This window comes from Methanocaldococcus indicus (genome assembly GCF_049554935.1).
Classification (GTDB): domain Archaea; phylum AGJL01; class Methanococci; order Methanococcales; family Methanocaldococcaceae; genus Methanocaldococcus; species Methanocaldococcus indicus.
The window spans coordinates 293288-318491 of the sequence record NZ_CP186926.1 but is presented as its reverse complement, the minus strand read 5'-3'; the positions used below and the strand labels follow the sequence as shown (position 1 = coordinate 318491).

General features: G+C 27.0%; 24 protein-coding genes, 2 tRNA genes and 1 CRISPR repeat array. Of the genes, 17 read left to right on the top strand and 9 right to left on the bottom strand.

The features are described 5' to 3' along the window. Window positions 1–39 precede the first annotated feature (39 nt). The 8 genes from csm4 (at window position 40) to ACPB8Q_RS01855 (ending at window position 7471) form a co-directional block, all read left to right on the top strand. Window positions 40–1110 carry a type III-A CRISPR-associated RAMP protein Csm4 gene (gene csm4 / locus ACPB8Q_RS01890; RefSeq protein ID WP_423792978.1) on the top strand — a complete coding sequence of 357 codons (1071 nt, stop codon included), beginning with the start codon at window positions 40–42 and terminating at the stop codon, window positions 1108–1110. After that, entirely contained in the window at window positions 1094–2251 is a 1158-nt protein-coding gene (gene csm5, locus ACPB8Q_RS01885; RefSeq protein ID WP_423792977.1) for a type III-A CRISPR-associated RAMP protein Csm5, read from the top strand. The genes csm4 and csm5 overlap by 17 nt, the downstream gene beginning before the upstream one ends. Then, the gene (csx2, locus tag ACPB8Q_RS01880) at window positions 2248–3441 is read left to right on the top strand and encodes a TIGR02221 family CRISPR-associated protein (protein WP_423792976.1); all 1194 of its coding nucleotides are present in this window, start codon (window positions 2248–2250) and stop codon (window positions 3439–3441) included. The genes csm5 and csx2 overlap by 4 nt, the downstream gene beginning before the upstream one ends. A 9-nt stretch (window positions 3442–3450) precedes the next feature. After that, on the top strand, window positions 3451–4926 hold the full coding sequence (locus ACPB8Q_RS01875) for a hypothetical protein (protein ID WP_423792975.1): 1476 nt from the start codon (window positions 3451–3453) through the stop codon (window positions 4924–4926). Then, window positions 4927–5406, top strand: a complete 480-nt coding sequence (locus ACPB8Q_RS01870; protein ID WP_423792974.1) for a DUF1947 domain-containing protein — start codon at window positions 4927–4929, stop codon at window positions 5404–5406. Window positions 5407–5539: 133 nt separating this feature from the next. Next, window positions 5540–6055 carry a hypothetical protein gene (locus ACPB8Q_RS01865; protein WP_423792973.1) on the top strand — a complete coding sequence of 172 codons (516 nt, stop codon included), beginning with the start codon at window positions 5540–5542 and terminating at the stop codon, window positions 6053–6055. After that, a complete protein-coding gene (hemC, locus tag ACPB8Q_RS01860) occupies window positions 6052–6918 on the top strand; it encodes a hydroxymethylbilane synthase (protein WP_423792972.1) in 867 nt (288 codons plus the stop codon). The genes ACPB8Q_RS01865 and hemC overlap by 4 nt, the downstream gene beginning before the upstream one ends. Further along, on the top strand, window positions 6905–7471 hold the full coding sequence (locus ACPB8Q_RS01855) for a class I SAM-dependent methyltransferase (protein ID WP_423792971.1): 567 nt from the start codon (window positions 6905–6907) through the stop codon (window positions 7469–7471). The genes hemC and ACPB8Q_RS01855 overlap by 14 nt, the downstream gene beginning before the upstream one ends. On the opposite strand, the gene ACPB8Q_RS01850 is transcribed toward ACPB8Q_RS01855, so the two are convergent. Then, window positions 7452–8240 (bottom strand): hypothetical protein, encoded by a 789-nt coding sequence (locus ACPB8Q_RS01850; RefSeq protein WP_423792970.1) that lies wholly within the window; start codon window positions 8238–8240, stop codon window positions 7452–7454. The two genes, ACPB8Q_RS01855 and ACPB8Q_RS01850, sit on opposite strands and share 20 nt — an antisense overlap. An 81-nt stretch (window positions 8241–8321) precedes the next feature. On the opposite strand from ACPB8Q_RS01850, the gene ACPB8Q_RS01845 reads away from it, so the two are divergent. Beyond that, window positions 8322–8396 (top strand) — tRNA-Ile (locus tag ACPB8Q_RS01845). A gap of 87 nt (window positions 8397–8483) precedes the next feature. Here ACPB8Q_RS01845 and thiC read toward each other — a convergent pair. From thiC to ACPB8Q_RS01830, 3 genes are read right to left on the bottom strand one after another with little or no spacing between them, the layout of a single operon-like run. Continuing rightward, on the bottom strand, window positions 8484–9773 hold the full coding sequence (thiC, locus tag ACPB8Q_RS01840) for a phosphomethylpyrimidine synthase ThiC (protein WP_423792969.1): 1290 nt from the start codon (window positions 9771–9773) through the stop codon (window positions 8484–8486). A 57-nt stretch (window positions 9774–9830) separates the two neighbouring features. Next, the gene (locus ACPB8Q_RS01835; RefSeq protein ID WP_423792968.1) at window positions 9831–10676 is read right to left on the bottom strand and encodes a hypothetical protein; all 846 of its coding nucleotides are present in this window, start codon (window positions 10674–10676) and stop codon (window positions 9831–9833) included. A 6-nt stretch (window positions 10677–10682) separates the two neighbouring features. After that, window positions 10683–11657, bottom strand: a complete 975-nt coding sequence (locus tag ACPB8Q_RS01830) for a deoxyhypusine synthase (RefSeq protein WP_423792967.1) — start codon at window positions 11655–11657, stop codon at window positions 10683–10685. Window positions 11658–11764: 107 nt separating this feature from the next. Between ACPB8Q_RS01830 and ACPB8Q_RS01825 the strand changes: the two genes are divergently transcribed. The 5 genes from ACPB8Q_RS01825 (at window position 11765) to ACPB8Q_RS01805 (ending at window position 17028) form a co-directional block, all read left to right on the top strand. Further along, window positions 11765–12232 (top strand): chemotaxis protein CheW, encoded by a 468-nt coding sequence (locus tag ACPB8Q_RS01825; protein WP_423792966.1) that lies wholly within the window; start codon window positions 11765–11767, stop codon window positions 12230–12232. Further along, window positions 12233–13345, top strand: coding sequence for a protein-glutamate methylesterase/protein-glutamine glutaminase (locus tag ACPB8Q_RS01820; RefSeq protein WP_423792964.1), 1113 nt, complete (start codon window positions 12233–12235; stop codon window positions 13343–13345). 3 nt (window positions 13346–13348) lie between these two features. Next, entirely contained in the window at window positions 13349–16195 is a 2847-nt protein-coding gene (locus ACPB8Q_RS01815) for a chemotaxis protein CheW (protein ID WP_423792963.1), read from the top strand. An 89-nt stretch (window positions 16196–16284) separates the two neighbouring features. Further along, window positions 16285–16746 (top strand): chemotaxis protein CheD, encoded by a 462-nt coding sequence (locus tag ACPB8Q_RS01810; RefSeq protein ID WP_423792962.1) that lies wholly within the window; start codon window positions 16285–16287, stop codon window positions 16744–16746. Between the two features lie 9 nt (window positions 16747–16755). Next, window positions 16756–17028 (top strand): ACT domain-containing protein, encoded by a 273-nt coding sequence (locus tag ACPB8Q_RS01805; RefSeq protein ID WP_423793391.1) that lies wholly within the window; start codon window positions 16756–16758, stop codon window positions 17026–17028. On the opposite strand, the gene taw2 is transcribed toward ACPB8Q_RS01805, so the two are convergent. The 4 genes from taw2 to ACPB8Q_RS01785 form a co-directional block, all read right to left on the bottom strand. Further along, window positions 17006–17740, bottom strand: a complete 735-nt coding sequence (gene taw2, locus ACPB8Q_RS01800) for a class I SAM-dependent methyltransferase (protein ID WP_423792961.1) — start codon at window positions 17738–17740, stop codon at window positions 17006–17008. The genes ACPB8Q_RS01805 and taw2 overlap by 23 nt on opposite strands. Before the next feature lie 435 nt (window positions 17741–18175). After that, window positions 18176–19083: a CRISPR direct-repeat array (repeat unit 30 nt; unit sequence GTTAAAATAAGACCGTCCCGGTATGGAAAT). A gap of 125 nt (window positions 19084–19208) precedes the next feature. Further along, entirely contained in the window at window positions 19209–20438 is a 1230-nt protein-coding gene (locus ACPB8Q_RS01795) for a CBS domain-containing protein (protein ID WP_423792960.1), read from the bottom strand. A gap of 14 nt (window positions 20439–20452) precedes the next feature. Beyond that, window positions 20453–21583: an L-serine ammonia-lyase, iron-sulfur-dependent, subunit alpha gene (locus ACPB8Q_RS01790; protein ID WP_423792959.1), complete on the bottom strand. Its 1131-nt coding sequence runs from the start codon at window positions 21581–21583 to the stop codon at window positions 20453–20455. Further along, the gene (locus ACPB8Q_RS01785) at window positions 21573–22610 is read right to left on the bottom strand and encodes a nucleotidyltransferase family protein (RefSeq protein ID WP_423792958.1); all 1038 of its coding nucleotides are present in this window, start codon (window positions 22608–22610) and stop codon (window positions 21573–21575) included. The genes ACPB8Q_RS01790 and ACPB8Q_RS01785 overlap by 11 nt, the downstream gene beginning before the upstream one ends. A gap of 62 nt (window positions 22611–22672) precedes the next feature. On the opposite strand from ACPB8Q_RS01785, the gene ACPB8Q_RS01780 reads away from it, so the two are divergent. Next, window positions 22673–22746 (top strand) — tRNA-Val (locus ACPB8Q_RS01780). Window positions 22747–22762: 16 nt separating this feature from the next. On the opposite strand, the gene pfdA is transcribed toward ACPB8Q_RS01780, so the two are convergent. Beyond that, complete coding sequence (pfdA, locus tag ACPB8Q_RS01775; RefSeq protein ID WP_423792957.1) at window positions 22763–23179, bottom strand: prefoldin subunit alpha; 417 nt, start codon at window positions 23177–23179, stop codon at window positions 22763–22765. A 207-nt stretch (window positions 23180–23386) separates the two neighbouring features. Here pfdA and ACPB8Q_RS01770 point away from each other — a divergent pair, with 207 nt between their 5' ends. Then, the gene (locus ACPB8Q_RS01770; protein ID WP_423793390.1) at window positions 23387–24136 is read left to right on the top strand and encodes a TatD family hydrolase; all 750 of its coding nucleotides are present in this window, start codon (window positions 23387–23389) and stop codon (window positions 24134–24136) included. Between the two features lie 3 nt (window positions 24137–24139). Next, a complete protein-coding gene (locus tag ACPB8Q_RS01765) occupies window positions 24140–25072 on the top strand; it encodes a DNA cytosine methyltransferase (RefSeq protein WP_423792956.1) in 933 nt (310 codons plus the stop codon). Window positions 25073–25204 lie beyond the last annotated feature (132 nt).

Sequence of the window (25204 nt, the reverse complement as noted above, 5' to 3'; positions counted from 1 at the left end):
ATAATTTTAATTTATTATCTAACCTTTTGGTGAGAAATAATGAAAGTTGTTGTTTTAAAGCCAAAAATAAACTCCAAATTCCATTTTGGAACAGGTTCTTTGGAAAGCACTTCTTACTTTTTACACTCAAATACAATTTTTTCAACCATAATAAATAACTATGTTAAACTTTATGTCTCTAATGATTTGGACATAGAAAAAATAAAAAATATAAGATTATCATCATTATATCCAAAGATAGAAGATATTTTTTTAATTCCAAAACCAGAGCATCCATATTTTTATATCTTAGATAATAAGCATATAATGGAAGGAATAAAGCCAAAAGATGTAAAAAAGATTAGTTATTTCTCAATTGGATTTTATAAAGAGCTTTTAAATAATGAAAAAGATGAGAACTACTGGCATAATAATTTAAAAGAAATTCTTGAAAATAAATATGGGAATATAATACTAACAGATAAAGAAATAGACAAAATAAGAAATATGATTAATAAAGAGTCACTCTTTGGAAAAGAAATAGAGCATAAAATAGCTATGGATAGAATAAAAAATATTACTTTGGAGTTAGAAAAAGGACAGCTTTATAGTGTAGAGTTTTTCAAACCAAATAACAATGTAGAATTTTATTTTTTAATTGATTATAATGGGTTAGATAAAGATACAACAAAAAAAATTGATGCAAGTATTAAACTAATTGAAGATGAAGGTTTAGGTGGAGAAAGAACTTCTGGAGCTGGATTTTTTGAAACTGTTGAGATAGAAGATATTCCTAATAATTTAAAAGAAATTTTTGATAAAAATGAAGATTGTGAATATAAAATGCTTTTAGGTGTAGGTATTCCTAAGGAGGAAGATATTAAAAATATTGAATATTACAAACTTTTAGAGTTAGGAGGATATATTTACTCATCAACATATTTTAAATATTTAACAAAAAGGAAAAAGACAATTTTAGCACTCTCAGAAGGTAGTATTGTTAAAAATAATTTTGTTGGAAATGTTGTAGATACTACTCCAAATATTAAAGAAAAATCTCATTCTGTATATACTCATGGAAAACCTATTTTACTTCCAACTAAAAGGTGGAACGATGATTTTAAAAGCTGAATTGCTATCACCAATTTTTATAGGCTGTGGGGATGAATACACTCAGTTAGATTACTATATAGAAAATAACAAAGCTAAAATAGTAGATTTAGAAAAAGCTCTTCAAGATTTAGGAGATATAAATGCTATAAATGAAATTAGTGAGCTTATACTACAAAATACTTTTGGGAATAGGGTAGAAATTAATGCCAAAGAACTTTTAGAAGAATTTAATTTAAACCCAGAAGATTATGTTGTTAAAGAAATATATTCAGAAATTAAATCAAACAGTAGGACAAGAGTAAAAAAGTTCATAACCACAAATAACTCTTATTATATTCCAGGAAGTTCCATAAAAGGGGCTATAAGAACAGCTTATTTATTTAAATACTATGATAATCATTTTTCTGAATTGTTGAAAATAATTAACAGTAGAGAAATTCCAATTCATGAAAAAGGAATAGCAGCAGAAGTTAAAGCTATTGAAGGAAAAATAAATATAAAAAAAGGAAGAATTCAAAAAAATATACAAAATGATTTTTTTAAATATTTAAAAGTTTCTGATAGTTTAGAACTAACTAAGAAAAAGTTTAGATTTATCCAAACTAAAAGATTGAAAGGAACAAGGACTACAAAAGGAATTCCAATAAATTTGGAAGCATACTATGAAGGAAAATTTAAATTTAAAATTAAAGTTGAGGATGAATTTATAAAAAAAGTAAATGAGATGTTAGAAACTAACTATAAAGATGGTTATGAACTCTTAAAAGATATCTGTAATAACTTCTCTAAAACAATTGTTGAGTATGAATTAAATAAGAGATATAATAAGGAAATAATTAACTTCTATAAAGATTTATTAGATGAAATAAATAACTCAAATTCTATATTTTTGAATTTAGGATTTGCTGGTGGATTTATTAGTAAGACATTATATTTGTTATTTTGGAAAAATGATAAAAGTCTATCTTTATTTAATACAATAAAAGGATTTTATTTAAATTTATATAAAAATAATAGAAATTCATTTAATGCTTGGAGAAAAGCAAGAAATTATTATGAATTTCCATCCACTAAGACCTTTTATGTTAGATATATTCAAAGTAGAGGATTAGTAGCTAAAAAACCATTGGGATGGATAAAAATAGAGGGGATAGAATGATACTCTTAACATTTTTAGGAACTGGAAACTATCAAGAAACTACATATAAAATTGATGATAAAGAATATAGAACTCCATTTATTCAAGAAGTATTAGTTAAACATTTTAAGATTGATGAAGTTATTGTTTATGCTACTCCTGAAGTTAAAGAGCATAAAAATCTTAATGAATTAAAAAATTTGTTAAATAATCTGAATGTAAGAATTAATGTTGTAGATATTCCCAATGTAGAAGAAGAAAAAGATTTATGGACACTTTTTAAAAATATCTATGAAAGTGTTCCAAAAGAAAAAGAGATTATCTTAGATATTACTCATAGTTTAAGATATCTTCCTTTTTTAGGGTTTTTAATTTTGTTGTTTTTAAAAGAAACTAAAAATATAAAGATAAGTGGAGTATATTATGGAGCTTATGAAGTTAGTAGAAAATTAGGATATTCTCCAATAATTGAAGTAACAAAAGCTATAGAACTATCTAATTGGATTTTTGCAACTAAAAGTTTAAAAGAATATGGGAAAGCTGATGAATTTAAAAATCTAATAAATAACAAATCTTTTGTAAATACACTTATTAATCTATCTAACTCCATATACTACAACCACAACTTATGGACATTAGAAAAAGCTAATGAACTTAATAACAAAAAGAAATTAATTGAAGAAATTAGCTCTAACTTACCACCTGTTGAATACTTAAAAGAGGATATTTTTAGTTTTACAGATTTTGGATATAAAATTAGAAGAAGAAACAACATATCTGAGTTAAATAAAGACATTTTAATAAAGTTATTTAAGGTGGCTGAGTATCAGTATTCAATTGAATTAATTCCTCAATTTTATCAATCTATTAGAGAGTGGATAATTGATTATATATTATATTTAGCAAATTTAACAGATAATTGGTTAGATTATGAAAATAGTAGAATGATAGCTGAAAATGCAATATATAAATTAATTGATGAAAATAAAAAAATAGATAATAATATTAAAGAAGAAGTTACTCAAATAGAAAAAATTATTTTAGAAAAAGGTATAAAAGAAGATTTAGTTAGAGCCTGGAATTTAATTCAAAATACAAGAAATACATTATCTCATGCTGGTAGAAGAAAAAACTTAGAGAACCTAAATAATTATAAAGAGAATGCAAAAGAGATTATTAATATTTGTAAAAAGTTATTAGAAAAAATTTAAGGGAAAAATATGAAAATTTGGATAACTACTGTGGGGACTTCACCTTATGCAGTTTTTAATACCTTATGGTTTGCAATTGTTAGAGATAGCTATCTTCCAGATAAAATTTATTTTTTATGGAATGATAAAGTTAAACACAATTTAGAGAAATTAGAAAAGTGGGTAAATATATTATCTAATGAATACAATTTTAAAGTTGAAATAAACAAAGATTATAAAGTTAGTGAGGAAAATATTAAGGAATTCTCCAATGCTTTAAAAAAAATAATAAAAAATGAAAAATTAAAAAACAATGAAATTGCCATAGATATAACTCCTGGAAGAAAGTTTATGAGTGCATTTTCATTATTTGCTGGGTTAGAGGGAGTAGAAGGAAAATATAAATGTGATAAAGTTTATTATTTACATCTAAAAGATTTAAAATATATGAATTATCCATTATTCTTAATTCCATTTTCTATTCAAGAGCTTTATGAATTTAATAGTTGGCTAAAAAATGAGAAAATAGATAAAAATCCTTTAAAAATTGATGGTAAAGATAACAAAAAAGTTAATAGAGAAAATTTAATGGCAATTTTAAACAATATGTATTTGTTTGATAAACATACTACAAAAATAAAAGTAAATGGCCAAGAATTTGCAAAAATAACTTTATTAAATGACAATAAAGCAAAAGTTGAAGTAAATAAAAATATTAAATTAGATGATGAGCTCTATGGTAATTTTATAAACAATATTTTAAATTCTATAAATGAAGTTAAATATACTTATGATTTTGAAACTTGGTTGAATGAAGAAGAATTTTTTAATTCTTTATTAAATAAATTTAAGGAGAAAGAAACTTACTATATAACCTTTGATACTAATGCTCTAATAAATCAAATTCCAAGGAAATTAATTGATTTTTTAGAGAATAATAAAGAAAAAATACTTCCAAATTTTGTGCTATCAGAAAGTGTTAGTAATGAACTCTCCACTGAATTTTATAAAATAAAAAATCCAAAAGATAAAGATTTTGAAAATCAACCATCTCCAAAAGATAGAGTATTTAAATTAGGATTGTCTCAGGTTGAATATTTAAAAAATAAAAATTGTATTATAATTCCCTACAAAGGAAAAGGAGATAATGAAATTAAAGAGTCATTTTTAGAGTTTTTAAAAGATAAAAATGGTAAGCTTTTAGTTATTACATCTGATAAAGAATTTTTCTCAAACTTAGATGCTTTAACAAATATAATTCCTATATATGTATCTTTTGATAAACCAAAAGATTTTTTAACTTGGGAAAATGTTAGAGATTTTATATATACAACTGCTGTTGTTTTTGGTAAAATAAACTTAAAATATGTTGGTGAAATACTTTCTGTATGGAGAGGTAAAAATCCAAATGAGTGGAAAAAAGAATTACTTTTAATAAGAAATTTAGATAAAAATAGTATAAAAGCTATTAATATCTTAGAAAATATACAAAAAGAGGGTAGATAGATGGAAATAAAAAAAAGGTTTTATCTAAGTAAGAAAGAGATAAAAAATATTAAAAAAGAGTTGGCTAAAATTTTTAAAGATGATATTTTACCAAAGAAAGGTTTGGAGTTGGTTATAACTGATAAATTTGATTTAATTCTTTCTGATAAAGAACCAATAGCTATAAAGATTGATGATAAAATCTTCCCTACAATAAATCTTCTAACTAAGTATCCAGCTGACTTTAAAAAAGTAATTATTGATATGGGAGCAATAAAATATTTAATAAATGGTGCTGACGTGATGATTCCTGGAATTGTAGAGATTGATGAAGATATTGAAGAAGGGGATGTAGTAGTTGTTTTAGATGAGAAGCATAAAAAACCTATTTGTGTTGGTATAGCTTTACTCTCTGCAAAAGAAATTAAAGAAAAAGATAAAGGAAAAGCTATAAAAAATATTCATTATGTTGGAGATGAAATTTGGAATTTTAAAGGATAAATTATGAATAAGAAGGAAATCATAATAATATCTTTATTTTTGTTATGTTCCTATTGAAGTATTACTTATAACTATCATTGTAGAGAAAGTTTTAGAACATAGAGAGAAATATATTCTTTTAGAAAAGCTAAATATGGTTATTGGAGCTTTTTTTAATGCTGTTGGTGATGAACTATTAAAAATTATTGTTAAAGCTGATAAAAACAATATAAAAGATTTACTCAATATAGATGATTCTTGGGATTTAAAGAAATATAACAAAGTTAAAGACATTTTAAAGAACTATAATTTTGATATAGATATAAATAAAATTGATTTATATGAATTAAAGAATATTTTGGAGAGAAATAGAGAGTTCCTTTTAAGATTGTTAGAGAATCCAATACTATTGGAGCATGAGGACTTTACAGAGCTTTTATTAGCTGTTTTTCATTTAGCTGATGAACTTCAAAAAAGAGAGAATCTTGATAATCTACCAAAGGAAGATTTAGAGCATTTAAAAAATGATATTTTGAGAGTATATAAAATGTTGGTTATCCAATGGATAAACTATTTAATACATCTAAAAGAAAACTATCCTTACCTTTATTCTTTATGTGTAAGAGCAAATCCATTTAATAAAAAATCAGTTATTATTGGGAAAAAATGATAAGATTAGGGACAAGAGGAAGTAAATTAGCTTTATATCAGGCTGAAAAAGTTAAAAAAGAATTAGAAAAACTTGGATATGAAGTGGAAATAAAGATAATAAAAACAAGAGGAGACAAAATTTTAGATAAGAAAATCTCTGATATTGGAATTGGTGCCTTTACAAAAGAATTGGATATTTCATTAGAAAATGGTGAGATAGATATTGCTGTCCATAGCTTAAAAGATATTCCAACTATCTGGAATCCTAATTTTGATTATTTTGTATTAGAAAGAGATGGATATAAAGATATATTACTATATAAAAATGAGCTAAAAGAAGATATAACAATTGGAACATCAAGTATAAGAAGAAGAGCATTTTTAAAAAATTTATTTCCAAATGCAAAATTTAAACTTCTAAGAGGAAATATAGATACAAGAGTAAGAAAATTAAAAAATGGAGAGTATGATGCAATTGTCTTGTCTGAATCAAGTATAAAAAGGTTAAATATAGATTTAGGTGATTTAAAAATATTCTATCCTGATATTTTACCAGCTCCTGCTCAGGGTGTTATAGCTATTGCATACAAAAAAGACGATAATGATATAAAAGAAATTCTTAAAAGAATTAACCATAAAAAGACTTTTTTAGAAGTTAAAACTGAAAGAGCAGCTTTAAATGAATTTGGTTCTGGATGTTCTGTCCCATTTGGTGCTCTTGCTGTTTTTGAAAATAATATATTAACTCTAAAAGTTGGAGTTTCTACACAAGAGAAATATTTTGAATTATCTAAAAAAATTAAATGTAGTATTAATGATTTGGATAGAGCTATTAAGTTTGGTAAAGAATTAGGAAAGGAGTTAAAAGATGCTATTGGATAGAGATGTTTATGAACCAGCAGAAGATACTTATCTTCTAATAAGAGCTTTAAAAAAGCTTGATGTGAAAGATAAAGATGTTTTGGAGATGGGAACAGGGACAGGAATAGTAGCTATTGAACTTGCTAAGAGAGGAGCTAATGTCTTAGCAGCAGATATAAATCCTAAGGCTGTTGAGTTGGCTAAGAAAAATGCCAATATTGAGAATGTAAATATAGAAGTTATTAAAAGTGACTTATTTGAAAATATAAATAAAAAATTTGATATTATAGTTTTTAATCCTCCATATCTTCCAACAGTTGAAGAGGATAAAATAGATAGTTATCTAAATTATGCATTTGATGGAGGAAAAGATGGAAGAGAAATTTTAGATAGATTTATAGATGAAGTTAAAAACTACTTAAAAGAAAATGGTAGAGTTGTTATTGTTCAAAGTTCATTAACAAACTTAAATAAAACATTAGAAAGATTTGAGAGATTAGGATTTAAAACAAAAATTTTAGAAAAAGAAAAAATTCCATTTGAAGAGTTATATGTTATTTTAGCTGAGATTTAGAAGTTATTATTAATACATTTCCTATTTTTGATATATTCATATTTTTTGTATTGTTTTTGGCTTGATTTAAAGTTATATTGTAGGCTATATCTGCTGCTGTTTTGTTGTTGAAAGCTATAATTAACTTGTCATAGAGTATATTGTTATTTAAATTTACACCTTCAAAATAGCACATCATCTTTAAATTGTATGTTTTGTTGTTGTAAGTTACATTTAATGTTTTATTTACAAATGTATTTAATGCATCATAGCTCTTATCAGTATATTTTAAAATATCTTCAAACTCTTTTTTTATCTTGTTATTATTTAAAGATAATATTCCAAGCTCTACTCCTTTTTGATTTGTTGATATAATTAGATAGTTGTCATATACAGATAAATACACATCACCAGATTTGTAGATATCAACTCCATTATATTTTCCTACTTGGGAAGTAGTTATAATAATCTCCTTGTTTATAGAGTATAGTAATATAGGTGTATTATTTACTTTCATAGAAATAACATAATTAATATCCTCCTGCTTAACACCTAATTTATAAACAGGAGCTAAAACATAAACTAATGTTTGAGATAAAGGAGTATTAGAAAGTTTTTTTACATTGACATAACCTAAGCTATTTGCATAATATCCCATAGATAAAATATCCTTAACATCAATATTTTCAATATTTATCTGTGTCTTTATTTGTGTTGAGTTTTGATTGTTGTTTATACATCCAGAAAGTAGTAATATACTACATATCAATATCAGAAGTTTTTTTAACATTTATTCCACCATATATTATAATTTATTACAACCAAAAGCTTTATATATGACTTTTGTTTATTTTATTTTTGCCTTTGTTGTAGGGCGGTGGCTCAGCCTGGTCAGAGTGCCCGGCTGATAACCGGGTGGTCCGGGGTTCAAATCCCCGCCGCCCTATCATTTTTTTGAGCATTTAAAAATTAATTGTTTAAGTTTATATATTTTTTCAAAATTTTTTAATTTTAAAATATTCAATGTTAAAAATTATTTTTTATTTTTTTCTAAGAATTCTTTAACCATTAATAGAGCACAAAACTCTCCACAAATGGAACAAGCTTTTTCTTCTTTTGGTGGAATTTCTTCCCTCATTTTTTTAGCTTTCTCTTTATCTATTGCTAAATTATATATTTTTTCCCAATCATGATTTTTTCTTGCATAAGCCATTTCTTTTTCTTTTTTTAAAGCTAATTTATTTCCTTTTGCAACATCTGCTGCTTGAGCTGCTATTTTTGCAGCTATAACTCCCTCTTTAACATCTTCAATATTTGGTAATCTTAAATGTTCAGCAGGAGTTACATAACATAAGAAATCTGCTCCATAGTATCCTGCTAATGCCCCACCAATAGCTGAGGTGATATGGTCATATCCTGGAGCTATATCAGTAACTATTGGTCCTAAGACATAGAATGGAGCTTCTTTACATAATCTCTTTTGTAGTTTTATATTTGTTCCAATATAGTTTAGAGGAACATGTCCTGGACCTTCTACCATAGCTTGAACATTCATCTCCCTTGCTCTTTCAACTAATTCCCCTAAAATTATAAGTTCTTCTATCTGAGCTCTGTCTGTATTATCTAACAAACATCCTGGTCTTAGTCCATCTCCTAAACTGATAGTTACATCATACTCTCTCAACAACTCCATTAAATAGTCATAATTTTTATATAGAGGATTTTCTTCACCTGTGTGTAAAATATAAGCTACTAAAAAAGAACCTCCTCTACTAACAACTCCTAAAACTCTTCCACTTCTTTTTAATCTTTCAACTGAATTTTTATTTATTCCACAATGTAGTGTCATGAAATCTACTCCTTGCTTAGCTTGCTTCTCTATAACATTAAATATTAAATCCTCATCCATCTCTACAACTTTTCCATACTTTTCCTTAGCAATCTTAGCTACTTCATATATTGGAACTGTCCCTAATGGAATATCAACAGCTTTTAAAATTTCTTTTCTAATCTTGTCTAAATCTCCACCAACACTTAAATCCATTATAGTGTCTGCTCCATATTTTTTAGCTATCTTAGCTTTTTCTACCTCTAAGTTAATATCTACTAAATCTGGAGAAGTTCCTATATTAGCATTTACTTTTGTAGTTAGTTCTTTTCCAATTCCAACTGCTTTAATATCTCTATTTACATTTTTTGGGATAACAACATATCCCTTAGCAACATATCTCCTAAGTTTCTCAACATCTATATCTTCATATTTAGCAACTGTTTTCATCTCATCAGTTATAATTCCTTTTTTTGCAGATTCAATTTGAGTCATTATATCACACATTTAAATATTTAAATTAAAATTGGAATAATATATATACTAACCCTCTTAAAATAAAAGGAATATTACCAATATAGTTAATAAAGATAACTCATATATAAGAAATTGAATTGTTGCTAATTTTATACCTAATTTACCAAAAATTGAGGTATGTATTGGTAGATATTTCCTAACATATAAAACTATTCTATTTAAAAAATCTGCTAATAGTATTGAAATTAATGCTACATCATTAGTAAGTACTTTCTTTTCTAATAAACTTCCAGCAACTGCTAAAGCCCCTGTAATAGTTGCTAAACCAGTTAATGAAATCATTATTGCTTTTGGTGGAAGAATACTATCTAAAAAGTCTCCTAAAAAATGATTAAATACTCCTAAATCTATTAAATAACTAATTATTAATACTGATGGGACAAATACAATTATTATATTAAAAAATTGCTTGAAAGTATCCTTAAAGATTAATTTTAAAGAAAACTTTTTAGGTTTTAGTTCTATTTTTGGAACATTATTTTTTCTTAGTAAGATTAGTCCAACAATTAAGTATGATGAAATAACAACAAATCTAATAATTATATACTCTAATCCCACATAACCTAAACTTATAGCAACAGGAATTATATAAAATATAATTACATGAATACCAAATACAAACATTCCTAATATGTAAAGAGGTAAAATTAAATTTTTATCTATTTCTTTTTTTTCTAAAAGATTTTTTAATAAATAGCATCCTGAAGTAGAGCTAAAAAAGAAAACAGACAATATTGGGACATAGCTATTATTTAGCTTTTTTTGAAGAAAATATATAATATTTGAATAATATAGAAAATTTGATAAAAATACTCCCAAAAATATTAGTGGTATAACTTTTTGTAATATTGAGATTATCATTAACTATCACTTAAATACACAATAAACCAATAGAGGGAATATTATTGTAGCATCTCCAAATACTTCACAATAATCAGCTTCTTTACCAATTTTTCCCCAACTAACTCCTTCTTCTGGTGGAGCTCCACTTAAAGAACCATCCCAAGGAATAGCTGTTGTTATATAGATAGCGTAATCAGTTCCTTCTCTAAATAAATTTGCATTGATAATAGCATGCTTAGGTAGAGAACCACCTAAAACAATACATGCAGTTTTTTTTGCATTAATAGCCAAGTCATTTAGTTTAATTATATCCTCTGATATGTCAATAATTATCTTTCTTTTGTTGTATTTTTGATAGAAATAGAGCATATCTCCTATTGAACCATCAGTTATAGCTGGACAAAAGATAGGAATATTATTTTTATATGCCCAATATAGAATAGATTTTTCTTTTTTTTCTTTTGGAAGTTTTTTGTCTATAAATTCTCCTAATTTATAACAGAACTCTGAGGCAGTTATCTTATCTATTGTATCAAAAAACTCCATCATATACTTCTCAAATTCAATATATCTATCATTTGGAACAAAAATATTACCTATTCTATTAATTCCTTTTTCTCTAAGTTCTCTTCCATTAGCTTTCCAATTTCCTAAGATAAAAGGTTTCAAACATTTTATAAAATCTTCCTCAACTCCTCCAGCAGTTGTAACTATCACATCTATATGTTTATGTTTAGCTAAATAAGCAATTATTTCCCTCAAACCTGAACTAACAATATTTGATGTATATCCTAAAAATACAGTTATATCTTCTCTCTCTTCATTAATTCTTTTCCATATATTAATTGCTTTTCCTAATTCAGTTGCTTGAAAGCCTATTTTTAGATAGTAGCTTTTTATAATATCCTCTAACTTTATATTCTCATCTAACCAAGGACCTTCTATTTCTATTCCTTCAATATCTTCACTCTTTTTTAATACAATATCTCTTGGTTCCATTTACTCACCAAAGTTAGGAAAATTTAGAACATAAACAATAACATATATATTTAATCAGCAAAAATATTATTTTCAATGATTTATAAATTAGTTAGGGGTTAGAAAGTATGAGTAATGATGAGTTATTAAAAATTGTGGTCTTTAAGTTAGGGGAAAACGAATATGGATTAAAAGTTGATGAGGTTAGGGAAGTTTTGAAATTAAAGAAAGGAGATATTACTCCATTACCAAATGCTCCAAGTTATATTGTTGGAGTAACCAACATTAGAGGAGAAATTACTCCAATTATTGATTTAAAAGGTAAATTAGGAATTTATGATAATTATGAAAGTTTAGATGATAAAGAAGAGTTATTAGTTATGGTTATTGAGGTTAATAATCAAACTTTTGGAATTTTAGTTGATGGAGTAAATGATGTTATGCAAATATCCAAAGATACAATTACGCCAGTTAGTTCAATTAAAAAATCAACTGCAGGAGAGTATATAGATGGAATTATTAAGTTAGATAAAAGATTAATTATTTTATTAAATATATCAAGTTTATTAGATATAGATTTAGGAGGGGATTATTAAATGGCTGGCAAAAAAATTAGAGTATTAGTAGTAGATGATTCAGCATTTATGAGGAAAGTTATCTCAGACATATTAAATTCTGACCCTGAAATTGAAGTAGTAGGAACTGCGAAGGATGGTTTAGAGGCAATAGAATTAGTTAAAAAGTTAGAGCCAGATGTTATTACAATGGATGTAGAAATGCCAAGAATGAATGGTTTAGAGGCAGTTAGAAAAATAATGGAAATTAAACCTACACCTATTGTAATGCTCTCAGCTCTAACAAAAGAAGGTTCAAGAGTTACATTTGAAGCTTTAGAAGCTGGAGCTGTTGATTTTATTCCTAAACCTTCTGGAAGTATATCATTAGATATTAGAAAGATAGGACAAGAGATTATAGAAAAAGTTAAACAAGCTGCAAAAGCTAAATTAGTTAGAAGAAGACCAATAACAAGACCTACAACTTCAACTCAGCAACAACCAGCAGAAGAAAAACCTAAAGTTCCTGGAGCAGTTGTTGAAGAACTACCATTCCCTGAAAGTAAGCTAAGTGAGATGTGTGTTATCATTGGTTCCTCTACAGGAGGACCACCAGTTGTAACTGAAATTATATCCAAATTACCTAAAAAAATGCCCCCAATATTTGTAGTCCAACATATGCCTCCAGGATTCACTAAGTTATTTGCTGATAGAATAAATCAAGTATCTGTATTGAATGTTAAAGAAGCTGAGCATGGAGAAAGAGTACAACCTGGATATGTGTATATAGCTCCTGGAGATTATCATATGTTATTAAGAAAGAGAGGAAGCAATGTATATATTGCCTTAGATAATCAAATGCCTAAAGTTAATGGTTGTAGGCCTGCAGTAGATGTTACTGCTGATTCTGTTGCAAATGTTTATGGTGGTAAAGCTGTAGGAGTTATATTAACTGGAATTGGTAGAGATGGAGCTTATGGATTTAAAAAGATTAAAGAAAAAGGAGGAAAAATTATAGCTCAAAATAAAGAGACATGTGTTGTCTTTGGTATGCCTAAAGCTGTTATTGAAATGGGTATAGCTGATGCAGTTCTGCCTCCATCTGAAATACCTAAGGCAATTGTTAAGTTCTGTAGAGAAATTCTTGGGGGATAATGTATGACAGACATTATGGAGGAATATTTAGATGTATTTGTAGAGGAGGCAGAAGAACATATTCAAACTATTAATGAGTGTCTATTAGAATTAGAAAAAAATCCTGATAATTTAGATTTAGTAAATCAAATTTTTAGGTCTGCACATACTATAAAAGGAGGAGCAAGAACTGTTGGATTAACTCATATATCTGAATTAACCCACCATATGGAAGATATTTTAGATTATATTAGGAATGGGCAAATTCCAGTTACTTCTGAAATTATTGATATGCTCTTTAAATGTTTAGATGCATTAGAAACAATGTTAGAAGAAGTGAAATCAGGAAATTATGAAACAAGTGTTGATTTTCAAGCTATAATTGATGAAATTCAAAGATTAAAGGCAAAATATTTGGAAGGAAAAGTAGATATCAAAGAAGAAAAGAAAGAAGAAGAGAAAAAAGAGGAAAAGGTAGAAGAGCAACAAGAAACTAAAACAGAAACAACTAAGAAAATAAAAAAAATAGTTGTTAAATTTAAAAATCCTAAAAGTGTTGTAAAAGTTAAAAAAGTATTTAAAGAAAAGATAGAGATTACTGAGGAAGAAATTGACTTTAATGAAATAAAAGGAATAATTGAGAGTATCAAAAAATCTTTAGATGTTTTCTATAAAATCTGTGAAGTATTAAATATTGAAAATTTAAAGCCACTTTTAGATACAATTAAAGAGTTTATTGAAAGTATAGAGAATGAAGAAATTAAATTAACACCTAATGTTGAAGATGTATTAAAGGAAATAATGGATACTTTAGAGAGGATAGCTAATTTATTAGAGGAGAATAAAGATTTAAATGAGATTGATATAAATTCATTAATTGAAAAAATAAAAAATATTAAAGAAGAAAGTAAAACAGAAATTAAAGAAATTGTTAGAGAGGAAGAGTTTGAAGTTGAATTAAATCATGAACAATTTGATTTATCTGAATTTGGGGAATTAATAAAACAAAAATTAGATGAAGGATATAAACTCTACCATATAAAAGCAAAAGTTGAAGATGAATGTGAATTAAAAGCTGCAAGATTAGCTGTTGTATTAGCAAGAGCAAGAAGTTTAGGAGAAGTTTTAGTATCAAAACCTACTGAGGGAGAGTTAAAAGAAAAACCATCTGAATATATTGAAATATTACTTTTATCTGATAAAGATTTAGATGAGTTAAAAAAACACTTAGATGGTCTTCCAGAGATTGAATATGTTGCAATAGCTCAAGTAGATGTTGAAATTGAAGAAATTGAGGAAGAAGTCAAAGAAGAGGAAATTATAGAAGAGGAAGATGTTCCTGATGCATATAAAGTTATTGTTTATTTAGATGATGAGTGTCTTTTAAGAGCTGTTAGGTCATATATGGTTATTAAAGAATTACAAAACCTTGGGGAAATTGTAAAGACTATACCTCCATTAGAAAAAATACAAAATGGAGAATTTAATGGAACAAAGTTTGTTGTATATATTAAATTAAATGAAGAGTATAATGAAGATGATATTAAAGAAACTGTCTTAAATATTCCTGAAATAAAAGATGTTGAAATATATAAACCTGGAGAAGGTAAAAAAGAAGAAGAAAAGAAAGAAGAAGTGAAAAAGGAAGAAAAGAAAGAAGAGAAAAAACCTGCAGCTCAACAACCTAAACCACAACTAAAAAAAGAAGAGAAAAAACCTACAACTAAAACAATAAGAATTAATATTGAAAAATTAGATAAACTTATGAATTTAGTAGGAGAGTTAGTTATAACAAGAGCAAACTTTGCACAGATAGCTAACAAGTATCAACTAAAAGAGTTGCAAAATGCTGTTAATAGACTAAGTATGCTCATAAATGAGTTGCAAGAAGAAGTTATGGCCATGAGAATGGTTCCTGTTTCTTATGTATTTAACAGATTCCCAAGAATGGTCAGAGATTTAGCTAAGGCTTTAGGAAAAGAAGTAGAATTTGTTATGGAAGGTACTGATATTGAGTTAGATAGAACAGTATTAGATGAATTAGCTGAACCATTAGTTCATTTAATTAGAAATGCATTAGACCATGGAATAGAACCACCAGAAGAAAGAGAAAAAGTAGGAAAGCCAAGAAAAGGACTATTAAGATTAGCAGCAAAAAGAGAAAGAGATTATGTATTAATTATTGTTGAAGATGATGGTAGGGGAATAGACCCTGAAAAGATTAAGAAGAAAGCAATTGAAAGAGGATTAATTACTCCAGAAGAAGCAGAAAAAATGTCTGACCATGAAATTATAAACTTAATATTTATGCCAGGATTCTCTACAGCTGAAAAAGTTTCTGATGTTTCAGGTAGAGGAGTAGGAATGGATGTAGTTAAAACAAAAATTGAATCTTTAGGGGGTAGTGTTGTAGTATATTCTGAAAAAGGAAAAGGTACAAGAGTAGTTCTAAAACTACCATTAACAATGGCAATTATTACAGCATTATTAATGAAATTAGCAAATCAAGTTTATGCAATTCCTATAACAAGTGTTTTAGATGTTACAACAGTTAAACAAGATGATGTTAAGAATGTTGAAGGAATAAAAACTATAATATATAGAGATGAGATTATTCCTGTGATATGGCTAAAAGACTTTTTAGGAATGCACCACCTACCTACAAGGACTTCTGATGATAATGAGCTCACAGTTGTTGTTATAGAAAAAAGTGATGGAAAAATGGGATTAGTAGTAGATGATGTTATAGGAAGAGAGGATATTGTTGTTAAGTCATTAACTGGAATACTTAAAAATATTCCTGGATTGGCAGGAGCTACTATTTTAGGGGATGGTAGAGTAGCTTTAATATTAGATTTAAGTAATGCATAAATAAATTATATAATTTAATTTTAAGAAATCATTATAATTTTTTATATTTAGTAATTTTATTTTATTTTCTGTTGTGTGGGTGTCTGTGTATGGTTATAAAAGTTAGGATAGGGGGTTTAGAAGTAGCAAGAAGTCCAGAAATTTTAGAAACACTTCTTGGCTCATGTGTAGCTATAATGCTTTATGACCCTGGAAAGAAAATTGGAGGTATGGCTCATTCAGTACTTCCAGAGACAAAAGAAACCAATCCAAGAGACCCGGGGAGATATGTAAATACAGCAATTCCTGCCTTAATTACAAAATTAACAGTTGAAGGTGCAAGGCCACATAAATTAATTGCTAAACTTGCTGGTGGAGCTAAGATGTTTAAGACATCTTCAACTATAAATATTGGAGAGAAAAATGTTAAAAAGGCTAAGGAGTTATTAGCTAAATATAAAATTCCTTTGAAAGGAGAAGATACAGGAGGGACTGGTAGTAGAATAGTAAAATTCTATCTAAGAGATGGAAAAGTTGAAGTTAGAAGACAGGGAAAAATAATAACAATTTAAAAATGTGAAATCATGAGGGCAGTAGTATCTGTTATAGGAAAAGATAAAACTGGAATAGTTGCAGGCATATCCAATGTTTTAGCAGAGTATAATGTCAATATTGTAGATATTAGCCAAACAATCATACAAGATGTCTTTGCTATGATTATGATTGTAGATTTATCAAATAGCAAGATAGATTTATTATCTTTAAAAAAAGAGTTAGAAAAGAAAGCTAAAGAGCTTGGAGTTGAGGTTTTTGTTCAGCATGAAGATATTTTTAACTATATGCACAGAATTTAGCATCTACAACAACATGCCAAACTCCTGGAGCATATTTCTTAACTTTTATTAGATTATAAGATTCTAATTTATAGTTGTTCTTTTCTGCATAGTATTTTAGCCTTTCTATTGGTCTATAAAGGACTTTTTCAGCAACAGTTTCATGATAGTGGATATAACCAACATCTTTTAAAAATGAAAAAGCCTTATCTAAAAATTTATGGGTTTTATGTATATATCCCATAATTATTCTATCTCCTTTTAAATCAACATCTCTATTATCCGAAAGAATAGGAACTACATTTTTTAATTTGTTTAATTTTACATTTTCAGTTAAATAATAGAAAGAGATTGGATTTTTTTCAATTGAATAGATTTTTTTAGGTTGTGAGTATTTTGCTATAGGTATAGAAAAATAACCAATTCCTGCAAACATATCAATAACAATCTCATTTTTATTTGAAATTTTAGCTATTCTTTCCCTTTCTTTAATATTTCCCTGACTCCACATAATTTTAGCAACATCTAACTTAAATAAGCATTTATGCTCTTTGTGTATAGTTTCAGTTTCTTTACCAAATAAAATTTTTACATTTGGAGTTCTAAATTCTCCTGTTATTTGTGTAGTGTATCTAACTATTGTTTTGCATTTTGTTTTATTTACTAATGTTTCAATCTCTTTTTGAGATAAATCTCTTTTAACTACTAAAATATCTCCTATTTTCTGATACATGGATTTTCTCCATAATTAAGTTTTTAAAATAATAATTTACAGTAACAGTTATATATATTTGGATGATAATTATCACGCTAAAAATCTTTATTTTTTGATTTAATTTGGTTTTAGTTGGTTATTTTCAATTTAAAGGATTTTTAGAAAAATTCAGAGGGGGTCCATATTTTGAGTATTTTATATATTTTGATTTAATAATATAACGAGATTTTTAGGTGTTTTAGGTTATTTCTTTTAACATTTGAAAATCCCCGATAAATTGGTTTAATTTTTAGATATAAAAAATTTTTAATTGAATAATTGGGAATAGAAAGATTTTTATAAACGTTCGAAGGTATATAAATAAATAGGGAAACCTACCCTTCGAAAATTTTAGTACCAAAAAGCTTATATATGAGAAAGTCGTTATATTATTATATCTAAAATGTGCCTCCTGTTAAAATAAGACCGTCTCGGAATTGAAATTTTGAAGCACTTGAAAAATGGAAAAAATACAAAAAGTTAAAATAAGACCGTCTCGGAATTGAAATCATTACAATTATACCCTTCTTTTATTTGATATAAAGTTAAAATAAGACCGTCTCGGAATTGAAATATAAAATAAAAATTTTTGATGTTAGTGAGCATTTTATGTTAAAATAAGACCGTCTCGGAATTGAAATTAGTTAGATTTGCAATTTTTACATTATTCATTAAGTTAAAATAAGACCGTCTCGGAATTGAAATCAATCTCAATCCAGCATAATCTAAAATTCCTTCGTTAAAAGTTAAAATAAGACCGTCTCGGAATTGAAATCTCTATAAAACAAATAAATATCCCCTTCTTCATCAATGTTAAAATAAGACCGTCTCGGAATTGAAATGTTTTCTTTATCTCATATTCTTTGTATGTGAAGGTGTCGTTAAAATAAGACCGTCTCGGAATTGAAATATATCACATAATTTATACAAATCCTTATAAACAATATCCTTGTTAAAATAAGACCGTCTCGGAATTGAAATAAATTAAGAAGGCAAAAGTGTATTTGTGTCCAAGATGGTTAAAATAAGACCGTCTCGGAATTGAAATCTCTCATCTCTATAAACCACAGGCACTTTATGATATATCGTTAAAATAAGACCGTCTCGGAATTGAAATTAAATGAATCAATAATTCCTATTACAATACACTAAGGTTAAAATAAGACCGTCCCGGTATGGAAATGTAGGTTCACTGTATAGATATGATTCATTCTTGAACAAGTTAAAATAAGACCGTCCCGGTATGGAAATTTGTGTTCTATGTTTATCTCAGCGGGGACTCTTTCCACTCCGTTAAAATAAGACCGTCCCGGTATGGAAATTTTTCTAGTTGATTTTTCTTTTAAAGTAAAAATAGATTATTTCAATTGAAAATTAATTTTATCTCATGAATATTGTTTTACTTATAAAATTAAAAATTTAAAAATAAAAAAATAAAATATAGATATTATTCTTCTCTTATTCCTTCTTCTGGTTGTCTTTCTTTTTTATGTTTTGGATTTAATCTATCATGGTCTGCTTCTAATTGTTTTAATACAGAGTCTAATGAATCTTTTAATATATCAATAAACTCCCATCTTACATGCTCGGAAACATAACCAACATCTTCTCCTTCTGCCTCTAACTTGTTTGGTATTGAACCTTTTGGCTTAGCTTCTCCAACATACAACTTGTGTGGTGTTTTAACATAAGTAGTTATTTTATAATAAGGAACTCCCCCTTTGTCTCTCTCTTTCTTAATATTTATTTTTATCCAGTGTATTTTTCCAGCATGTTTAACCATTTTTTTAACTTCTGTTGCAATAATTCTTTTAGCTAAGTCTTCAACATCTTTATCCAACTCACCATGAATCTCAACTTCAATCATTGCTCCTTTCTTTAAATCAGCTAAATATTTGACTATATCATGTCTTGTAATTATTCCTCTTAATTTATCTCCTTTAATAACTGGAAGTCCTCTAATACTATACTCTTTCATCATTCTTGCAGCATCTGCAACACTTGCCTCTGGCTCAATAGAGATTAATGGAGTACTCATAATTAATTTAACTGGCTGTCCCATTCTTGGGACTTTTTCCCCTTTTAAGTCTCCAGCACCCATTCTTCTTTTTGGCTTAAATACCTTCTTTAAAATATCCTCTTCTGTAACAATCCCTACTGGTTTCCCTTCTTCATCTAAAACTATCAATCTACCTATGTTGTTATCTCTCATTAAAGCTCTTGCCTTACCTATTGATTCATATTCATATATTGTTATTGGGTGTCTTGTCATCAATTTTTTAACTTCTATATCTTTTAATAACTTAGATTTTGAAGCTCTATTCATTATATCATAATCAGTAACAATTCCTACTAATACTCCATATTTATTAACTATTGGAACTGCTCTTAATCCACTTTCAACCATCTCACATACAGCATCAAGAACAGGAGTATCTTCATCTATACAGTGAGCTTTGTACATCAAAGTTCTAACTTCTTCCTCTGGATTACTTGCTAATAACAAATCTCTCATTGAAACTAAATAATACTCCTCTTTACCATCTTTTTTATCTACAACAATTAAATGGTGGAAGTTATTTTCATCCATAATCCCAATAGCCTTGGATATTGGTGTTTCTGGTGTTATTGTTACTACATCTTTAGTCATTATCTCTTTTACAGGTTCATCAAACATTTTATCCAACCTCCTTAAATTTTTTTTGTTTTTAAAATTTCAATTATAACATCATCAACTCTTTCCATTGCATTAGCAACTTTATTTATATTTATAATATTTTCTTTAAAATCTTTTCCTATAATTCCATTGTTATATGGTATTGAAGAGTTTAAAGATAAAAATATTGAAAATATTCCAGAGGCTATTTTTAAAGAACAGCCAACTTTACCACCATCACAAACAATTCCTGGAAGATTTGCTACAAAACCTTTAATAGCTTTATTAATATCTTTTCCTAAATAGTAAGATAGCCCTATTAAAGCTCCTAATCCTCCTCTATTTACACATCCACACATAGCTGATGTATAGCCAGAGTAGTAAGATGAGTAGATAGTTGTTAAAGCTGAGAGAGTTATACTCCTAATTAACAAATCCTTATCCTTATTAGTTAGCTCATCATAAGCTATAATTGGGACTGTTGCAGTTAGTCCCATATTTCCACTGCCAGCTATGGCATAAACAACTTTATTTACACCTATCATTCTATTATATACTGCTGATACTGTCTTTTCTAACACATATCTAAATCTTTCATCATTGAAATCTAAACTTAAAAACTCTCTATCAACTGTTGGAGTAGTTATTTCATAGTTTGTTTTTATCACATCATTAATCAGTTTTTTAATATCTTTTGGGATATTATTGATATACTCTAAGAAGTCATCCAAATTTAAATTTTTAAACTGTTCTTTTAGTTTATTATCTACACTAACATTATACTCCTCACTCTCAGCAGAGTATAATTTATCAGCAAATATTTCAACCTTACAATATACTTTTTTATCAACTAACTCAATATCAATTAGATTTTTAATTTTTTCTTCTAACTCTTCATTATAATCAATATCTCTAAAAACTTCATTATCATCTCTCTTACTCAACAATCCAGCCACAACAGCTGGAACTATTCCAAACTTTCCAGTATTTGGAACTCCAACAGCATAAGCATTTTTAAATATCTCTTTTCCTAAAACCAATCTAATCTTTTTTATATCATCTAAGTTTTTTGGTTTTGCTTTTGCAACAGTCTTTCCTATTAAAACAACTTCTGTGCATCCTAATGCTTTATACACTTCTTTTTTTAATATTTCATCAATTATCATAATTTTTCACTTTTAATATTTTTATCTTAGATGGATAATTGTTAATATATTTCTTTATAAGGTCTTTCTCAATCCTTGCCTCCAATAAATTTAAAATTCTCTCTTTGAAATGTCTTGTAAAACCAAAAGGAATAACCTTTTTTATTTCATCAATACTATTGTAAGGCCTATTTTTTTCTAATATTTCTGCTATATTTTTAGGTAGATATTTATATAAATCATACTCATTAGCTGTTTCTAAAATTCTATCTTCAAATCTTTCTAAGAATGTTAGTTCTCCTTTTTTGTATTTATCTTCTAACACCTCCAAAGTGCTTTTTGGTAATAAATCTTTAACTAAATCAAATTTTCCAGATTTTATTGCCTCTCTTATTTTTGTCCCACTAATTCCTTCTAATCTTTTTATAAATACAAATTTTGGATGATAGTTTAAATTTTCTTCTTTATTTAGTTTATATATTGTTTGAGACATAGAAGCAATAACATAATTATCTATATTTAACTTTTCTCCTAAAACTTCTCCTGTCTCTATACACATAATTTTATATGGCTTAACTCTAATATGAAAACCCTTATTTATCCTATCAATAACCTTATTCATTGTTTCCTCAGGAATATAGCCTCTTGGAATTATTTCAGCTCCTAATGTATAGAACATTTTTATTAAACATCTCATATATTGGCCTGAGCCAAGAATTCCCATAGCAGGGCCTTCAACAACTATATCAGCTCCTGCTCTTATAGCCAATTCAGCTCTTGTATATCTATCTAAAAAATAGGGAACTCCTCTACCACTTCTCTCTAATGGTCCTGGAAGGACAGATATAAAAAAACCATATTCCTTTCCTTTATCTAATGCATACTTATGCCCTTTATGGAGAGGATTGTATTCTGTAAAATCAGCAACTATTTTCTTATTTTCTCTCAACTTATCAATAAGTTTTTTAAATTTTTTTATGGATAAATCTTTTCTTTTAGCATCTTTTATAACTTCTTCCCTATCTTTTAAAAATAAATCTAAATTCATAATTATCCCAATAATAGAAAAGTATATATACCAAAAATAGAAATTATAATAATGCTTTTTTAGGGCCCGTGGTCTAGCTGGCTATGACGTCGCCCTTACAAGGCGAAAGTCGCCGGTTCGAATCCGGCCGGGCCCACTAATTTTTAGTTATTTTAATTTTTCTTTTGTTGGTTTTTCTGTTGTTTTTCAAATTCTTTTTGTAATTCTTCTTTTAATTTCATAGCTAATGCTGTAATTTCATTTAATTTTTTTAATCCTTCTTCTTCTGCCTTATTTAAATCTTCTAATGATTTTTTTAAATTCTCTATAACATCAGATATTGGTTTTTCAACAAATATATCAGATTTTATTCCATAAATTGCTTTATCATCTATAATTTTTGCTTTTAAAAATACTCCTGGACCTACAGGAATTAGGGTTTCATCATCAACTTTTACATTCTCCAATGTATTAATACATTTTTCAATTTCCTCTTTTAAACCTCTAATACTTGCTATTTCTTGTTGTAAAATTTGAATTTGTTGATTATACATTTCCAAAGCTAATGCTTTTTCTCTTAAATCTTCCATAATTTCACCATTTCTCATTTTTTGTAATTTTAAATAATATCTTTCTTGTTATATATAGCTTAATATTGTTTTGAAAATTAATAATTTATAGTTTTATATATTTCCATTAAATATTATATTATAATTATTGAAATTAATTATAAATAGAAATAGGGATAAAAAATGAATAAAAAAATGAAATAAATTAATAGAAAGGGGGTTAGTATGATGATAGATGCACATACACATTTAGATGTTAGAAGTTTTGAAGATTTAGAGAATATGGCAATAGCAGGAATAGAGAAGATTATAACTCTTTCACATGACCCATATAAGATGAGTGTTCCAGAGGTTTATTTAGATTTGTGGGATAGATTAATAAACTTAGAAGTAAAAAGAGGAAAAATAGCTAATGTTGAGGTTAAGGTAGGGATAGGAGTTCATCCTATGGGATATCCAAAAAATTGGGAAAGATTAATCAAAGAAATACCAAAATTTTTAGATAATGAGAATGTTGTATGCATTGGAGAGACAGGACTACATTATTTAAAAGAAGATGAAATTAATTTGTTAAAGGAGCAGTTGTATATAGCTAAGGATTACAAAATGCCAATAGTAATTCACACTCCTGAGAAAAACAAAAAAGAGGCGTTATTAAAAATCTTAGAGATTTTAGATGAAGTAAAGATAAAAGAAGATTTAGTTATGATAGACCATCTAAATGAGGAAACGGTTGATTTAGTAGAGAAATACTATATTGGCTTAACTGTCCAATCTTTAAAATTAACACCTGAGAGAGCTGCAAAGATAATTAAAGAGTATAATAAAAAATTTATTTTAAGTAGTGACTTAGGAAGTTTGAAATCAGATATTTATGCTTTACCAAAAACTAAGTTAGAGTTAAAAAAGTTAGGTGTAGATGAAAATAAAATAAATAAATCTTTATATTTAAATGCAAAGGAATTTTATAGGTTATAGAGTATGAATGTTGTAGATTTATTCTGTGGATGTGGTGGATTTTCAAAAGGATTTTTAGATGAAGGCTATAAAATCTTAGCTGGATTAGAAAATTTTAAACCAGCAGTTAAGACATACCAATATAACATTAAAGCTCCTGTGTATGTTGAAGATATAAAGAAAGTTCCTCCTAAGTTGTTTGACAACTCTATTATTAAAAATGAAAAAGTTGATATATTAATTGGCTCTCCACCTTGTGAAGCATTTACAAAAGCTAAGAGGATAGAAGAGAACCCATTGGATAGATTATATAAAGATAGAACTGGAAGATTAACCTTAGAATTTATTAAATATTTAGAATATTTCTATAATAAAAATAATGATTTAATCTTTGTTATGGAGAATGTGCCTCAGATAAAGGAGTTATGGGATGAATTGGAAAGATTATTTAGCAATATTGGAATAGAAGCTTATTTAAATATTTTAAGAGCTGAGGATTATGGAAATCCATCAATAAGAGCAAGAGCTTTTATATCCAATATAAAGTTAAAACCTAAAAAACTTAATAAAAAAATAGTTGTTGAAGAAGCTTTAAAAGATATACCAAAAGATGCTCCAAACCATGAAATAAAAAAGCTATCTGATAAAAAGAAAGAACTAATATCTAAATTAAGGTGGGGAGAGTCATTGTATAGATTTAGAGGATTTAAAAAAGTTATGCACAACTGGATTAGATTACATCCAAAAAAATTAGCTCCAACTGTTAAAGGAAAGGTTAGATTTATCCATCCTTATGAAGATAGATTATTAACTGTTAGAGAGCAAGCAAGATTAATGAGTTATCCTGATGATTTCATATTTTTTGGTGGGAGAGAGGTTCAATACAACCAAGTTGGAGAAAGTGTCCCTCCATGTGTAAGTAGAGCAATAGCAGAATATATTAAAAAATATGAATAATTATATTCTTACTTATTTATTATTTTTTAATTTTTTGTTACATATCTACCTACACAAAAAATATTTATTAATATTATGATTTAATATTTTATTGCATTATTGTTTAATTTTATTATTAAGATTTTTTATATA

What these genes read in the sequence shown, in the direction of transcription:
- ACPB8Q_RS01830 (WP_423792967.1), bottom strand. Translation starts at nt 11,657, where the DNA reads ATGGAACCAAGAGATATTGTATTAAAAAAGAGTGAAGATATTGAAGGA.
- taw2 (WP_423792961.1), bottom strand. Translation starts at nt 17,740, where the DNA reads ATGTATCAGAAAATAGGAGATATTTTAGTAGTTAAAAGAGATTTATCT.
- csx2 (WP_423792976.1), top strand. Translation starts at nt 2,248, where the DNA reads ATGATACTCTTAACATTTTTAGGAACTGGAAACTATCAAGAAACTACA.
- ACPB8Q_RS01790 (WP_423792959.1), bottom strand. Translation starts at nt 21,583, where the DNA reads ATGATAATTGATGAAATATTAAAAAAAGAAGTGTATAAAGCATTAGGA.
- ACPB8Q_RS01850 (WP_423792970.1), bottom strand. Translation starts at nt 8,240, where the DNA reads ATGTTAAAAAAACTTCTGATATTGATATGTAGTATATTACTACTTTCT.
- ACPB8Q_RS01865 (WP_423792973.1), top strand. Translation starts at nt 5,540, where the DNA reads ATGGTTATTGGAGCTTTTTTTAATGCTGTTGGTGATGAACTATTAAAA.
- csm5 (WP_423792977.1), top strand. Translation starts at nt 1,094, where the DNA reads ATGATTTTAAAAGCTGAATTGCTATCACCAATTTTTATAGGCTGTGGG.
- hemC (WP_423792972.1), top strand. Translation starts at nt 6,052, where the DNA reads ATGATAAGATTAGGGACAAGAGGAAGTAAATTAGCTTTATATCAGGCT.
- thiC (WP_423792969.1), bottom strand. Translation starts at nt 9,773, where the DNA reads ATGACTCAAATTGAATCTGCAAAAAAAGGAATTATAACTGATGAGATG.
- ACPB8Q_RS01810 (WP_423792962.1), top strand. Translation starts at nt 16,285, where the DNA reads ATGGTTATAAAAGTTAGGATAGGGGGTTTAGAAGTAGCAAGAAGTCCA.
- ACPB8Q_RS01815 (WP_423792963.1), top strand. Translation starts at nt 13,349, where the DNA reads ATGACAGACATTATGGAGGAATATTTAGATGTATTTGTAGAGGAGGCA.
- ACPB8Q_RS01825 (WP_423792966.1), top strand. Translation starts at nt 11,765, where the DNA reads ATGAGTAATGATGAGTTATTAAAAATTGTGGTCTTTAAGTTAGGGGAA.
- ACPB8Q_RS01835 (WP_423792968.1), bottom strand. Translation starts at nt 10,676, where the DNA reads ATGATAATCTCAATATTACAAAAAGTTATACCACTAATATTTTTGGGA.
- ACPB8Q_RS01855 (WP_423792971.1), top strand. Translation starts at nt 6,905, where the DNA reads ATGCTATTGGATAGAGATGTTTATGAACCAGCAGAAGATACTTATCTT.
- csm4 (WP_423792978.1), top strand. Translation starts at nt 40, where the DNA reads ATGAAAGTTGTTGTTTTAAAGCCAAAAATAAACTCCAAATTCCATTTT.
- ACPB8Q_RS01785 (WP_423792958.1), bottom strand. Translation starts at nt 22,610, where the DNA reads ATGAATTTAGATTTATTTTTAAAAGATAGGGAAGAAGTTATAAAAGAT.
- ACPB8Q_RS01820 (WP_423792964.1), top strand. Translation starts at nt 12,233, where the DNA reads ATGGCTGGCAAAAAAATTAGAGTATTAGTAGTAGATGATTCAGCATTT.
- ACPB8Q_RS01770 (WP_423793390.1), top strand. Translation starts at nt 23,387, where the DNA reads ATGATAGATGCACATACACATTTAGATGTTAGAAGTTTTGAAGATTTA.
- ACPB8Q_RS01765 (WP_423792956.1), top strand. Translation starts at nt 24,140, where the DNA reads ATGAATGTTGTAGATTTATTCTGTGGATGTGGTGGATTTTCAAAAGGA.
- ACPB8Q_RS01875 (WP_423792975.1), top strand. Translation starts at nt 3,451, where the DNA reads ATGAAAATTTGGATAACTACTGTGGGGACTTCACCTTATGCAGTTTTT.
- ACPB8Q_RS01795 (WP_423792960.1), bottom strand. Translation starts at nt 20,438, where the DNA reads ATGTTTGATGAACCTGTAAAAGAGATAATGACTAAAGATGTAGTAACA.
- pfdA (WP_423792957.1), bottom strand. Translation starts at nt 23,179, where the DNA reads ATGGAAGATTTAAGAGAAAAAGCATTAGCTTTGGAAATGTATAATCAA.
- ACPB8Q_RS01870 (WP_423792974.1), top strand. Translation starts at nt 4,927, where the DNA reads ATGGAAATAAAAAAAAGGTTTTATCTAAGTAAGAAAGAGATAAAAAAT.